Here is a 12,961-nt window from a genome sequence, read left to right as displayed (position 1 = left end):
CCCGCGGGCGGGCGCCGGTGGGGCCCCCGCCCCGCTGCCTTGCTGCGGGGCTCCCTCGGCGGGGCCGGGAGGCAATCCCCGGCCCTCTACGGGGGGCGCCCCCCCCCCCGCGGCCGGTGGAGCTGGCCCTGGACGTGGCGGGCGCCTACGACTTCCTGCGGCACGCGGCGTTGCTGGCGGAGGCCGGGTTCGGCGTGATGCTGCCCGCGTGGTGGCGTCAACCCCACCGGCTGGGTCTCCGGCTCACGGCCACCAGCCGCGGCACGGCGGGGCAGGTGGCCAAGGAGAGCGAGCTCGGCCTGAAGGTGCTGGTCGACTACCGCTGGGAGCTGGCGGTGGGCGACGAGCCGCTCACCGAGGCGGAGCTGCGGTCGCTCGCCGGGGCCAAGGTGCCGTTGGTGCGCGTGCGCGGCCAGTGGGTGCACGTCGACCCGAAGCGCCTCGCCGCGGGCCTCGCGTTCCTCGAGCGCGGTGGTGGGCAGATGACCGCCGCGCAGGTGCTGCTGCACTCCGGCCTTCACCCCGAGGACGCCGACCTGCCGCTCCCCCTGAACGGGGTCGGCGCGACGGGCTGGCTGGGCGACCTGCTGTCCGGCCAGGTGGAACACCACCTCGAACCGGTGCCGCGACCGCGCGGACTGCTCGCCGAACTGCGCCCCTACCAGCAGCGGGGCCTGGCGTGGCTCGCGTTCCTCGACCGGCTGGGCCTGGGCGCGTGCCTGGCCGACGACATGGGGCTCGGCAAGACCGTCCAACTGCTCGCCCTGGAGGCGCACAACCGGCAGCACGGCAAGCGGCTGCCGACGTTGCTGGTGTGCCCGATGTCGGTCGTCGGCAACTGGCAGCGGGAGGCCGCCCGCTTCACCCCCGACCTGGAGGTCCGCGTCCACCACGGCGCGGACCGCGTCCTGGACACCGACTGCGACCTGGTCATCACCACCTACGCGGTGCTCGCCCGGGACGTGGCCCGGCTGACCGGCGTGACCTGGGACCGGGTCGTGCTGGACGAGGCGCAGAACATCAAGAACAGCTCGACCCGGCAGTCGAAGGCGGCGCGCGCCCTGCCCGCCCGGCACCGGGTGGCACTGACCGGCACCCCGGTGGAGAACCGGCTGGCGGAGCTGTGGTCGATCATGGATTTCGTCAACCCGGGCATCCTCGGCACGATCAACACCTTCCGCGCCCGCTTCGCCGTGCCCGTCGAACGCCACCACGACGAGGACGCCGCCGTCCGCCTGCGCCGCATCACCGGCCCGTTCGTGCTGCGCCGGCTCAAGACCGACCCCCGGGTCATCACCGACCTGCCGGACAAGATCGAGGTCAAGCAGCTCTGCACGCTGACCGCCGAGCAGGCCACGCTCTACCAGGCGGTGGTGGACGACATGCTGGCCAAGATCGCCGAGGCGGAGGGAGTCCGGCGCAAGGGCCTGGTGCTGGCCACGATGTCGCGCCTCAAGCAGGTCTGCAACCACCCGGCGCAGCTCCTCGGCGACGGCTCCCGCGTCGCCGGCCGCTCCGGCAAGCTCGCCCGGCTGGAGGAGATCCTCGAGGAGGCGCTGGCCGACGGCGACAAGGCGCTGTGCTTCACCCAGTTCACCGCCTTCGGCTCGCTGGTCGTGCCGCACCTGGCCGCCCGGTTCGACACCGAGGTCCTGTACCTGCACGGCGGCACGCCGAAGCGGCGGCGCGACGAGATGGTGCGGCGGTTCCAGGAGGCGGACGGCCCGTCGCTCTTCGTGCTGTCGCTGAAGGCGGGCGGCACGGGGCTGAACCTCACGGCCGCGAACCACGTCATCCACCTCGACCGGTGGTGGAACCCGGCGGTCGAGGACCAGGCCACCGACCGGGCGTTCCGGATCGGCCAGCGGGCCCACGTGCAGGTGCGCAAGTTCGTCTGCGTCGGCACGCTGGAGGAGCGGATCGACCGGATGATCGAGGAGAAGCGCGGGTTGGCGCAGCTCGTGGTGGGCGCGGGCGAGGACTGGCTGACCGAGCTGTCGACCGGGGAGCTGCGCGAGCTGTTCGCCCTGTCCGGGGAGGCCGTCGGTGACTGACCGGACCGGGGAGCGGGGCGGCCCGACGCGCGGCAGCCGGGGCGACGGGGCGCGGACGTGGTGGTCGCGCCGGTTCCTGGAGGTGCTGGAGTCGTTCGGCATGGCGGACCGGCTCGGCCGCGGCCGGAGGTACGCGCGCACGGGCCAGGTGATGAGCCTGTCGCTGTCGACCAGCCTGGTCGTGGCGCTGGTCACGGGCGCCCGCCCGGAGCCGTACCGGGCGCGGATCGGCGTGCGCAAGTTCACCGACGACGAGTGGCGGCGCGTCGAGCACGCGCTGGCCGACCGGGCGGTCTTCGCGGCGAAGCTGTTGGCGGGCGAGATGCCGCCGGAGATCGAGGACGTGCTGGCCGACCTCGGCCTGACCCTGTTCCCGCGCACGATGCGCGAGCTGTCCATGGACTGCACGTGCCCGGACTGGGAGGTGCCGTGCGAGCACCTCGCCGCCACCTGCCACCTGCTCGCCGGGTCGTTCGACACCGACCCGTTCGAGATCCTGGCGTGGCGCGGGCGGTCGCGGGAGGACCTGCTCGACCGGCTGCGCGACCTGCGGGCCCCCGTGGCCCCCGCGCCGCCCGCGCCGGCGGCCGAGGCGACCCCGGCGGAGTCCTTCGAGGGCTTCTGGGCGCGGCCGGAGGTCGCCGGGGTCGCGCCGGAGGTTCCCGAGCCGACCACCCGCCCGGACGTGCTGCTCGACCGGCTCGACCCGCTCGTGGTGGACGGCCGCTCGGTGACCGACGACCTGCGCCCGCTCTACCGGCGGCTGGCGCGGTAGCCACCGGGCCCCGCAAGTTACCGACTGGTAGCGTCCGGCGGTGACGAAGGGAGAACCCCCGGTGCTGTTCGACCCGAACACCTACGACCCCGCCCACCTCGACGCCGAGAGCCGCCGACTGCTGCGCGCGACCATCGACTGGTTCGAGCAGCGGGGCAAGCGCCGCCTCATCGCCGACGACCAGGCGAAGGTCTGGTACGCCGAGTTCCTGGACTTCGTCGCGCGCGAGAAGCTGTTCGCGACCTTCTGCACGCCCGCGGCCGAGGCCGGCGGCGACCCGCACAAGCGCTGGGACGCCGCCCGCAACGCCGCCCTGAGCGAGGTCCTCGCGTTCTACGGCCTGCAGTACTGGTACGCGTGGCAGGTCACCGTGCTCGGCCTCGGGCCGATCTGGATGAGCGACAACGCCGCGGCCCGGAGGAAGGCCGCCGAACTCCTCGACCGGGGCGCGGTCTTCGCGTTCGGGCTGTCGGAGAAGGAGCACGGCGCGGACGTCTACTCCACCGACATGGTCCTCACGCCCACCGCCGACGGCTTCACCGCGACCGGCGGCAAGTACTACATCGGCAACGGCAACGTGGCGGGCATGGTGTCGGTCTTCGGCCGCCGCGCGGACGTCGAGGGCCCCGACGGGTACGTCTTCTTCGCCGTGGACTCCCAGCACGAGAAGTTCACGCTGGTCAAGAACATCGTGGACGCGCAGATGTTCGTCAGCGAGTTCCGCCTGGACGACTACCCGGTCACCGCGGACGACATCCTGCACACGGGCTCGGACGCGTTCAGCGCCGCCCTCAACACCGTCAACGTCGGCAAGTTCAACCTGTGCACGGCCTCGATCGGCATCGACGAGCACGCGTTCCACGAGGCCGTCACGCACGCCCACAACCGCGTCCTGTACGGCAAGCGGGTCACCGACTTCCCGCACGTCCGGCAGAGCTTCGTGGACGCCTACGCCCGCCTGGTCGCCATGAAGCTGTTCTCCGACCGCGCGGTGGACTACTTCCGCAGCGCCTCCCCCGACGACCGCCGCTACCTGCTGTTCAACCCCATCACCAAGATGAAGGTCACCAGTGAGGGCGAACGGGTCCTGGACCTGCTCTGGGACGTGATCGCGGCGAAGGGCTTCGAGAAGGACACGTACTTCTCGATGGCCGCCCGCGACATCCGCGCGCTGCCGAAGCTGGAGGGCACGGTCCACGTGAACCTCGCCCTGGTGCTCAAGTTCATGCCCAACCACCTGTTCCACCCCGCCGCGTACCCCGACGTCCCGACCAGGCACGACCCGGCCGACGACGCGTTCTTCTGGCGGCAGTGCCCGGCGCGCGGCCTCGGGCGGGTCAGGTTCCACGACTGGGAGACCACCTACCGCGAGCACACCCACGTGCCGAACGCGGCCCTCTTCCACGAGCAGGCCCGGGCGCTGCGCACCCTGCTCGCCACGGCCGCGCCGGACGAGGAGCAGCAGCGGGACCTGGACTTCCTGCTCACTCTCGGTCACCTGTTCACGCTGGTCGTCTACGGCCAGTTGGTGCTGGAGCAGGCCCGGATCACCGACCTGGACACCGACGTGCTGGACCAGGTGTTCGACGTCCTGGTGCGGGACTTCTCGGCCTACGCGGTCGGGCTGCACGGCAAGGCGTCGGCCACGGAGGCGCAGCAGCGCTGGGCGGTCGAGCAGGTCCGCAGGCCCGTGGTCGACCGGGACCGCTTCCAGCGGGTGTGGGCGCGGGTCGCGGCGCTGTCCGGCACGTACGAGATGCGCCCCTGAACCGAACGGGTGAATGGCCGCGTCATCGCGTACCAACGACGCGGCCACTGTCTTGACTGGTGACCACCCGTCCGTGTTTCGTCGTCAGCTACCGACGAACCGGAGGGGTGCGCACGCATGACCGCGTCCAAGGCACTGCGGGCCCTGCGGGAGGCGATCGTCCTGGAGCACCTGGAGTCGGAGAACGAACGCGAGTTCGACACCGCCGTGGGCTCCTTCGACCACCCGCGCTGCGAGATCGTGGCGACCGGGCAGGTGTTCGACGGCCGGGCCGAGGTCGCCGGGTACTACGCCCGGGTCGGCGACGCGTTCCCCGACCGGCGCAGCACGCTGGTGGAGCTGCACCACGCCGACGACGCGGTGATCGTGGAGCTGGAGCTGCGGGGCACCCACCTGGGCAGCCTCGGCGGCGAGGAGCCGACCGGGCGGGCCTACCGGGTGCGCGCGACGGTGTTCTTCGTGTTCGACGACGCGCGGCTGGTCGGCAAGCGGGTCTACGGCGACCAGGTCGGCCACGCGCCCGCCCTGAGCAGGTGAGCGCACGATTCGGGCCGCCACCCCCGCGAACGGGAGTGGCGGCCCGAAAAGATCCAGGTCCTGGTGGTGACCCGGATTAGGTCAGAGCGGTCGAACCGTCTGCGCCTGCGGGCCCTTCTGGCCCTGGCCGATCTCGAACTCCACCCGCTGGTTCTCTTCCAGGGTGCGGTAGCCGTTGCTCTGGATCTCCGAGTAGTGCACGAACACGTCGGCGCCACCGTTGTCCGGGGAGATGAAGCCGAAGCCCTTCTCCGCGTTGAACCACTTGACGGTGCCCTGAACTGCCATCTTGCTACTTCTCCTCTAACAGGTGCCGGATCGCGCTTGCGACCACCGGGTCAGCTAGGGCCCCGGCCCCTCCTGGCGAGGAAAGTTCGGCGCCCGCAACTCCGTTCCGCGAGCGTGGTGGAACACGAACACAGAAAGGTACGACCGAGGACAGTCAACCACGACATCCCACCGGCAGTCGAGCGGAAGAACGCGCGAGTCGCACTGCTACCGTGGGCAGGGCAGCGATCACAGGGGGTCCCGATGCCTGAACCGATGCTGGTCACCATCGCCGCGTCGCTCGCCTCGCGCGCCGTCGCGGGGCTGTACGAACTGGTCCGGGCGAAGTTCGCGGACGACCCGGCGGCGACCGCGGCGCTCACTGCGGCCGAGGGCGCGGCGGAGGACTCCCCGCAGGTCAAGGCGCTGAGCGAGGCGCTGGAGCGGACCGTGCGGGCCGATCCCGCGTTCGGCGCCGAGCTGCGCGCGCACCATGCCGTGACCCAGACCGGCAGGGTCACCAACCAGATCTCCGGCACGGTCCACGGCAACGTCCTGCAAGCGGGCGACATCCAGGGCGGTGTGAGCTTCAACTGATCCGGCCGGGTGAAGATGGGGTGGTGTACGCGTTCCACCTGCCCCAGGCCCGGCTGCTGTTCTTCTTCCTCGGCCTGGTGGTCACCTTCGTCCTCATCCGGATCAGCGTCCGGTTGATCCGGGCGGAGGTGCGCTGGTGGCCGGGCAACATCACACCCGGCGGCACGCACATCCACCACGTCGTGTTCGGCACGGTGTTCATGCTGCTCGGCGGCGTGACGGGGCTGGCCGTCCCGGACGACATGCACGGCGTGCGGGTGGCCGCGGCCGCGCTGCTCGGCGTCGGCGCGGCCCTCGTGCTGGACGAGTTCGCGCTGCTGCTGCACCTGCGGGACGTGTACTGGACCAAGGACGGCCGGCTGTCGGTGGACGCCGTGTTCCTGGCCATCGGCATGACGGGCCTGCTGCTGGCGGGCGCGCGGCCGCTGGGGTACGACGAGTTCTACGGCGAGGGCGTGGCCCTGCGGGTGCTCATCGTCCTGGTCAACCTCGGGTTCGTGATCGTGACGCTGCTCAAGGGCAAGGTCTGGACGGGGCTGCTCGGCCTGCTGGTGCCCGTGCTGCCGGAGATCGGCGCGGTGCGGCTGGCCCGTCCCGGCTCGCCGTGGGCCCGCTGGCGCTACCCCGAGGGCTCGCGCAAGCTGCGCCGGGCGTACCGCCGGGAGGCCCGCGTCCGCCAGCCGCTGATCCGGTGGAAGATCCGCGTGCAGGAGTTCATCTCCGGCAGGCACGACGAGGACGGCTAGTCCGGCTCGCCGAAGTCGCTGGTCAGCCACCGCACCGGACGACCGGTGAACAGGACGAACGTGCCCGACGGGTCGGCGGTCTCGGCCTCGGCGAACGCGCGGGCGTCGGCCTCCGGCAGGTACCTGCCCGTCACGGCCAGGACGTCTTCGGTCGACGGCGCGCGTTCGGCGCGTTCCACGACGCACTCGGCGGTGACGTACCGGTACGGGTACGTCGGCCGCTGCACGCACAGGCTGAACGCGCCGGCCCGCTCCAGCAGCCGGGTCTTGCGCGCCGTACGGCCCTGCGTGCCGGTGAAGAACCGGATCCGGCCGTCCCGGTGGGCGTAGAACACCGGGACGGTGAGCGGCGGGCGGTCGGCGGCGGCGACGCTCAGCACGGCCACGTGCGGCAGGTCGAGGAACGCGTCGCGCTCGGCGTCGGTCATGGTCCTGGGCACGGTCACGCCCTCCCGTCGCGGGGCGTGCGGGCGGTGCGGGGCGCGGTCGGGCGAGCCATGGGCGAACCTCCAAGTTCCCTGAGGGAACCGACCCTAGCCCACAGCGTTCCCTGAGGGAACTCACAGCGGTAGACTGGTCCCGTGCAACGGACGAGGTTCGGCGACATGGCGTGCTCGATCGCGCGCACCCTGGACGTCATCGGCGAACCGTGGTCGCCGCTGATCCTGCGCGACGTCTACGTGGGCATCGCCCGCTTCGACCAGATCCAGGAAGACCTCGGCATCTCCCGCAAGGTGCTCGCCGAGCGGCTGAGGTGGCTGGTCGAGCAGGACGTGCTGGAGCGGCGCGAGTACTCGGCCCGGCCGGTGCGCCACGAGTACGCGCTCACCCGCAAGGGCGTCGAGCTGGTCGAGCTGCTGATGGTGATGGTGCGCTGGGGCGACCGCTGGACGGCGGGCGGGGCGGGACCGCCCGCGCTCTACCGGCACCGCGCCTGCGGCCGGGTCGCGCACGTGGAGCTGCGCTGCTCGGAGTGCGGCGCGCCGATGGGGCCGGAGGACGTGGACGTCCTGCCCGGCCCCGGCGCCGCCGTGCCCGCTAGTTGACCAGGATGCCCAGCTCGGCGCAGTCGTCCGCGGTGTCGCCCGCGCACAGCTCCGCGGGCTTGACCACGCTCTCGGCCACGAGCGTCCGCACGTTCTCCCGGGTGATCAGGTCCGCGCCCAGCAGCACCGACTTCACGTCCCGCTTCGCCACCAGGTCGCGGGTGTTGCCGGTGGCCAGGTCGTCCGCGCCGCTCAGGTCGCCGCGCGCCACCGCGATGGCGAGCCGAGCCGCCGCCTCGGCCTCGTCGCGGATCGGCTTGTAGACCGTCATGCACTGCTCGCCGCGCAGGATCGCGCGCAGGCCCTCGACCGTGGCGTCCTGGCCCGTCACGGGCACCCGACCGGCCAGGCCCTTGGCCCTGAGCACCTCGATCGCCGCGCCCGCCAGCCCGTCGTTGGCCGCCACCACGCCGTCCACCGAGCCGCCGTTGGCCCCGAGCACCTGCTCGAAGGTGGCCTTGCCGATCACCGGGTCCCAGCGGTCGACGGGCTTGCTGTCGACCAGCCGCAGCGCGCCGCTGTCGTACTTCGGGCCGAGCTTGCGGCGCTGCCCGTCGAAGAACATGGTCGCGTTGTTGTCCGTCGGCGCGCCCTGCAGCTCGATGATCCGGGCGCCGGGCTTGTCGCCGAGGCACTGGAGCAGTCCCTCGGCCTGCAGCTCGCCCACATTGAAGTTGTCGAACGAGACGTAGTACTCGGCCTGGCCGCCCAGGCTGATCCGGTCGTAGTTGATGACCGGGATGCCCGCGTCCTTCGCCTTGCGCTCGACCGCCGCGCCGCCCTCGGGGCTCAGCGGCGTCGTCATCAGCACCTTGACCCCGCGCGCGATCATGGCGTCGGCGATGCTCGCGAACTTCGCCTCGTCGCCGTCCGCGTTCTCGATCACGCCCTCGACGCCCGCGAAGTTCATCGCCTGGAGCAGCAGCGGCCGGTCCTGGTCCTCCCACCGGTCCGACGACGAGCGGTCCGGCAGGATCACGCCCACGACCGGTCTCGGCGCGCGGCTGCCCGTGGGCGGCGCGAGCGGGTCGACGGCGCCCCCACAGGCGGCGACGAACAGGACGAGGAGACCGCAGGACACGGCTCGGGCAAGCCTTCGCATTCGCCAACCCCTTGCGCGGCACATCGACGTGGACAGCCGAAATACGGAATGTCGCGGAATTCCATCTCTCCGGGTGCGGGTTCGTCAAGACGTAGCAACGCCGCAGCTCCGAATGGTCCGCGTCAAACGCCGGATCGACCTCCCCCGACCATCGAAACCGCTGGTCGAACCGTTACAGCGCGCTACTGAACACGCTCCGCAGCCGAATGGTCACGGATTCGGCAGCTACGAAAGGGGGACTTCCCGTTCGGGCGATTTCTGTGCGATGGTGTCGCCTGCCGAACCCTGGCCGGGTGTGTGAGGAGTAGCAGCGTGAGAATGATCCCCGCAGCGCTGGTGGCCGTGGCCGCCGCGGCGTTGCTCGCCTTGGGCGCCGGGTCCGCCGCCGCCGAACAGGTCACGCCGGACCACACCGTCGCCGTCGCCAGCGCCAACCTGGACGACAACCGCGACATGTAGCCGCAAGACGGCGCGGTCCCCGCCCGCCGGCGCACCGGGGGGCGGGGATACCACTGGCGCGCCTCAGCCCAGGGCGGCGCCCAGGGCCTGCCAGTCCAGCACCGGCGCGGCCAGGTCGCGGATCGCGGCCAGCAGCCCCAGCCGGGCCCGCCGCACGTCGGCGTCCTCGGCCATCACCAGCACCTCGTCGAAGAACGTGTTCACCGGCCCGGTCAGCCCGGTCGCCGCGGCGGCGAACGCCGCCAACCCCGTGACGCCCGCCGGCACGTCCGCCAGCGCCTTGTGCAGCGCCACCTCGGCCGGTTCGGCCAACACCTGAGGGTCGTACTCGCCGACGGTGTCCGCGGGCACGATCCGCCGCACCCGCTGCAACGCGGCGACCAGCGCGGCGAAGTCCGGGTCGCCCGCCAGCGCGGTCAGCTCGGCCAACGTCGTGTCGGCCACCGCCGGCGCGTCGGCCAGCGGCAGCACCGCGTTGACGAACCGGTGGTCGTGCCCGGCGTCGAGCAACTGCTGCTCGTACCGCCGCACGGCGAACTCGCGCGCGGCGTCCAGCGCCGCGGCCGGGATGGTCGGCGACTCGTCCCGCCGCTGCTCCTCGACCGCCTGCGCGGCCAGCGCCAACGCCTTGGTCAGCGTGATGCCCTTGAGGTCCGGGAACGCCCGCAGCACGCTCACCGCGCCCAGCGCCGCCCGCCGCAGCCCGAACGGGTCGGAGCTGCCGGTCGGGTTGGCCCCGATGCCGAACAGCCCGGCCAGCAGGTCGAACCGGTCGGCCAGGGACAGCAACGCGCCGGGCGTGGACGACGGCAGCGCGTCGCCCGCCGAGCGCGGCAGCTCCATCTCGTACAGCGCGCGGGCGACCTCGGGGGTCTCCCCGGCCCGCTCGGCGTACTCGCGGGCCATCACGCCGGCCAGGCTGGACAGCTCGATCACCATCTGCGAGCCCAGGTCGAACTTGGCCAGCTCGCCCGCCCGCGCCAGCGTGTCGTCGGCCGCGCCGACCTCCTCCGCGAGCCGCCGCGCCAGCGCCGCGATCCGGGCCGCCCGGTCGGCCATCGAGCCCAGCTTGTCGGCGAAGGTCAGCTTCTCCAGGCCGGCCTTCATGTCCTCCAGCGGCGTGCGCAGGTCGGCCCGCCAGAAGAACGCCGCGTCCTCGTACCGGGCGCGCAGCACGGCCTCGTTGCCCGCGCGGACCAGGTCCGCGTCCACCTCGCCGTTGGCGACCGCGACGAAGTGCGGCAGCAGCGAGCCGTCCCGGGCGCGCACCGGCAGGTAGCGCTGGTGCTTGCGCATCACCGTGGTGAGGATCTGCGCGGGCAGCTCCAGGTAGCGCTCGTCGAACGAGCCCAGGATCGGCGTGGGCCGCTCGACCAGGTTGGTGACCTCGTCCAGCACGCCCTCGAAGTCCACGACGCCGCCCACGGAGGCGGCCAGCTCCTCGGCGCGGGCCACGATCGCGGCGCGCCGCCGTTCCGCCGAGGCGTCGATGCCGTGCCCGGCCAGGAACTCCAGGTAGCCGTCCGCCGTGGGGACCTCCACCACCGGCGTGGCGGCGGTGCGGTGCACGCGGGTCTTCGGCTCGGCGGCCAGGGAGGACACCGCGACCGGCACCGGCGTCGTGCCCAGCAGGGCCAGCAGCCAGCGGATCGGGCGGGTGAACGACAGCTTCGGGTCGTTCCACTTCATGTTCTTCTCGGCGCGCAGCTCCGCGACCACCTCGCCGAGCAGCCCGCTGAGCACCTCCACCGCGCCCCGACCGGGGTCGGTGCGGACTAGGGCGACGTGCTCGACGCCGTTCTCGGTGACCCGGCCCAGCGCGGCGACGTCCACGCCCTGGCCGCGGGCGAACCCCTGGGCGGCCTTGGTCGGGTTGCCGTCGGCGTCGAACGCGGCGGACACGCGGGGACCGCGCACGGTCTTCTCCGCGTTCGGCTCGTGCGGGGCCACGTCGGGCACCAGCACGACGACGCGCCGGGGCGTCCCGTGTACCTCGACCGCGCCGTGGGCCAGCCTGGTCGCGCCCAGCTTGTCCGCCACGGCCTGCCGGACCGCCTGCACGGTGCGGGTGACCTCGGCGGGCGGCAACTCCTCGGTGCCGATCTCGAACAGCAGCGTGCTCGCGTCCGCGACCTCGGCGAACGTCGCGGGCAGCGAGGCCGGGGCGGGGGCCTGCGCGAGGCCGAGCGGGTGGCCCAGCTCCTCGCGGCGGGCCGCCCAGAGCTGGGCGACCTCGCGGGCCAGGCCGCGCATCCGCCCGAACGCGCGGGCCCGCTCGGTGGTGCTGATCGCGCCTCGCGCGTCCAGCACGTTGAACGTGTGCGAGCACTTGAGCACGTAGTTGTGCGCGGGCACGGGCAGGCGCGCGTCGAGCATCCGGCGCGCCTCGGCCGCGTACTCCTCGAACAGCCGCTTGTTGGCCTCCACGTCGGCGTCGTCGAGGTAGTAGCGGCTCATCTCGTACTCGGCCTGGCCGAACGCCTCGCCGTAGGAGATGCCGGGCGCGTAGGCGATGTCCTTGAAGTGGTCCACGCCCTGCAGCGCCATCATGATGCGCTCGATGCCGTAGGTGATCTCCACCGACACCGGGTCGAGCGACATGCCGCCCGCCTGCTGGAAGTAGGTGAACTGGGTGATCTCCAGCCCGTCCAGCCACACCTCCCAGCCCAGGCCCCACGCGCCGAGCGCGGGCGAGGCCCAGTTGTCCTCGACGAACCGCACGTCGTGCGCCCGGACGTCGATGCCCAGCGCCTCCAGGCTGCCGAGGTACAGCTCCTGCGGGTCGCCCGGGTCGGGCTTGAGGATCACCTGGAACTGGGTGTGGGTCTGGAGCCGGTTGGGGTTCTCGCCGTACCGCGCGTCGTCGGGCCGCACGCTGGGCTCGACGTACGACACGCGCCACGGCTCGGGGCCGAGCACCCGCAGCACGGTGGCGGGGTTCAACGTGCCTGCGCCGACCTCCGTGTTGTACGGCTGCACGACGACGCAGCCCCGTTCGGTCCAGTACCGGGTCAGCGCGAGCAGCGCATCCTGCATGGTCAGCACGGTGGCAGTCTACGAACGCGGGCACCCCGACCTCACAATCGGGTAACCGGCCTGGTCAGGCCGGCCTCCGACCGGTATCACCACGTCCGGCGCGGTGGCTGTGCGACGCTGGTGGCAACCCGGGCGGCTCGTCACGCGTCCAACGGGGCGTACCCGGGTACATGGGAGGAGTGGGAGTGGACAACCGGCCGCCGAGGCCAGGCGAGCCCGACGGGTTCCGCCGGCGACCCGTTCCCCCTCGGCACCCCTCCGCGGGCCAACCGCCGCGCGCCCAGCCGCCCGGACGACCCGAACCGGGTGGCCGACCCGAACCGGGTGGCCGGGTCGAGCCGCCGCGCCGCGGTCCCGAGCGCCCGACGGGCGAACGACGCGCGCCCGGGGAGCGCCGCCCCGGCAACGACCCCGGGTCCGCGGACCGGCCGCGCGCGCCGAGGGCGGGCAACGAGCCCGTCGGCCGGCCGAGGCCGGGCGGGGACGGCCCGCGTCCCCCCGCCGGCCGCCGCCCGCCCGAGGACGGCCGGGCCGACCCGCGCCGCTCCCCCGACCCCCGCCGCACCGCCGACCC

12 protein-coding genes are annotated in these 12,961 nt (G+C 72.8%); 8 read left to right on the top strand and 4 right to left on the bottom strand.

Features of this window, described 5'->3' with window-relative positions; all coding sequences use genetic code 11:
* The first annotated feature begins 116 nt into the window (after nucleotides 1-116).
* The 4 genes from ACFXGA_RS28335 to ACFXGA_RS28320 all read left to right on the top strand — a co-directional run bounded on the left by ACFXGA_RS28335 (nucleotide 117) and on the right by ACFXGA_RS28320 (nucleotide 5,134).
* Complete coding sequence (locus ACFXGA_RS28335; protein ID WP_378092979.1) at nucleotides 117-2,054, top strand: DEAD/DEAH box helicase; 1,938 nt, start codon at nucleotides 117-119, stop codon at nucleotides 2,052-2,054.
* Nucleotides 2,047-2,829 carry a hypothetical protein gene (locus tag ACFXGA_RS28330; RefSeq protein ID WP_378092977.1) on the top strand — a complete coding sequence of 261 codons (783 nt, stop codon included), beginning with the start codon at nucleotides 2,047-2,049 and terminating at the stop codon, nucleotides 2,827-2,829. Before ACFXGA_RS28335 ends, ACFXGA_RS28330 begins: the two co-directional genes overlap by 8 nt.
* Nucleotides 2,830-2,869: 40 nt before the next feature.
* The gene (locus ACFXGA_RS28325; protein ID WP_378092975.1) at nucleotides 2,870-4,597 is read left to right on the top strand and encodes an acyl-CoA dehydrogenase; all 1,728 of its coding nucleotides are present in this window, start codon (nucleotides 2,870-2,872) and stop codon (nucleotides 4,595-4,597) included.
* A gap of 117 nt (nucleotides 4,598-4,714) precedes the next feature.
* On the top strand, nucleotides 4,715-5,134 hold the full coding sequence (locus ACFXGA_RS28320; RefSeq protein ID WP_378092973.1) for an ester cyclase: 420 nt from the start codon (nucleotides 4,715-4,717) through the stop codon (nucleotides 5,132-5,134).
* Between the two features lie 81 nt (nucleotides 5,135-5,215).
* On the opposite strand, the gene ACFXGA_RS28315 is transcribed toward ACFXGA_RS28320, so the two are convergent.
* The gene (locus ACFXGA_RS28315; RefSeq protein WP_053717138.1) at nucleotides 5,216-5,422 is read right to left on the bottom strand and encodes a cold-shock protein; all 207 of its coding nucleotides are present in this window, start codon (nucleotides 5,420-5,422) and stop codon (nucleotides 5,216-5,218) included.
* 243 nt (nucleotides 5,423-5,665) lie between these two features.
* Between ACFXGA_RS28315 and ACFXGA_RS28310 the strand changes: the two genes are divergently transcribed.
* Nucleotides 5,666-5,998: a hypothetical protein gene (locus tag ACFXGA_RS28310; RefSeq protein ID WP_378092971.1), complete on the top strand. Its 333-nt coding sequence runs from the start codon at nucleotides 5,666-5,668 to the stop codon at nucleotides 5,996-5,998.
* A gap of 23 nt (nucleotides 5,999-6,021) precedes the next feature.
* Nucleotides 6,022-6,744: a hypothetical protein gene (locus tag ACFXGA_RS28305; RefSeq protein WP_378092969.1), complete on the top strand. Its 723-nt coding sequence runs from the start codon at nucleotides 6,022-6,024 to the stop codon at nucleotides 6,742-6,744.
* Here ACFXGA_RS28305 and ACFXGA_RS28300 read toward each other — a convergent pair.
* Complete coding sequence (locus ACFXGA_RS28300) at nucleotides 6,741-7,190, bottom strand: pyridoxamine 5'-phosphate oxidase family protein (protein ID WP_378092967.1); 450 nt, start codon at nucleotides 7,188-7,190, stop codon at nucleotides 6,741-6,743. The genes ACFXGA_RS28305 and ACFXGA_RS28300 overlap by 4 nt on opposite strands.
* A 135-nt stretch (nucleotides 7,191-7,325) precedes the next feature.
* Between ACFXGA_RS28300 and ACFXGA_RS28295 the strand changes: the two genes are divergently transcribed.
* Nucleotides 7,326-7,790 (top strand): winged helix-turn-helix transcriptional regulator, encoded by a 465-nt coding sequence (locus ACFXGA_RS28295; protein WP_378092965.1) that lies wholly within the window; start codon nucleotides 7,326-7,328, stop codon nucleotides 7,788-7,790.
* Here the strand turns inward: ACFXGA_RS28295 and ACFXGA_RS28290 are convergent.
* Nucleotides 7,783-8,892, bottom strand: coding sequence for a sugar ABC transporter substrate-binding protein (locus ACFXGA_RS28290; protein WP_378092963.1), 1,110 nt, complete (start codon nucleotides 8,890-8,892; stop codon nucleotides 7,783-7,785). The genes ACFXGA_RS28295 and ACFXGA_RS28290 overlap by 8 nt on opposite strands.
* Nucleotides 8,893-9,210: 318 nt before the next feature.
* On the opposite strand from ACFXGA_RS28290, the gene ACFXGA_RS28285 reads away from it, so the two are divergent.
* Nucleotides 9,211-9,351, top strand: coding sequence for a hypothetical protein (locus tag ACFXGA_RS28285; RefSeq protein WP_378092961.1), 141 nt, complete (start codon nucleotides 9,211-9,213; stop codon nucleotides 9,349-9,351).
* A 63-nt stretch (nucleotides 9,352-9,414) separates the two neighbouring features.
* Here the strand turns inward: ACFXGA_RS28285 and ACFXGA_RS28280 are convergent, their stop codons facing one another.
* On the bottom strand, nucleotides 9,415-12,387 hold the full coding sequence (locus ACFXGA_RS28280; protein ID WP_378093005.1) for a glycine--tRNA ligase: 2,973 nt from the start codon (nucleotides 12,385-12,387) through the stop codon (nucleotides 9,415-9,417).
* Nucleotides 12,388-12,961 lie beyond the last annotated feature (574 nt).

It is taken from the genome of Actinosynnema sp. NPDC059335 (assembly GCF_042752395.1).
Taxonomy (GTDB): Bacteria; Actinomycetota; Actinomycetes; order Mycobacteriales; family Pseudonocardiaceae; genus Actinosynnema.
This window is presented reverse-complemented; position numbering and strand designations above follow the sequence as displayed.

What these genes read in the sequence shown, in the direction of transcription:
- ACFXGA_RS28320 (WP_378092973.1), top strand. Translation starts at nt 4,715, where the DNA reads ATGACCGCGTCCAAGGCACTGCGGGCCCTGCGGGAGGCGATCGTCCTG.
- ACFXGA_RS28315 (WP_053717138.1), bottom strand. Translation starts at nt 5,422, where the DNA reads ATGGCAGTTCAGGGCACCGTCAAGTGGTTCAACGCGGAGAAGGGCTTC.
- ACFXGA_RS28310 (WP_378092971.1), top strand. Translation starts at nt 5,666, where the DNA reads ATGCCTGAACCGATGCTGGTCACCATCGCCGCGTCGCTCGCCTCGCGC.
- ACFXGA_RS28290 (WP_378092963.1), bottom strand. Translation starts at nt 8,892, where the DNA reads ATGCGAAGGCTTGCCCGAGCCGTGTCCTGCGGTCTCCTCGTCCTGTTC.
- ACFXGA_RS28285 (WP_378092961.1), top strand. Translation starts at nt 9,211, where the DNA reads ATGATCCCCGCAGCGCTGGTGGCCGTGGCCGCCGCGGCGTTGCTCGCC.
- ACFXGA_RS28280 (WP_378093005.1), bottom strand. Translation starts at nt 12,387, where the DNA reads ATGCAGGATGCGCTGCTCGCGCTGACCCGGTACTGGACCGAACGGGGC.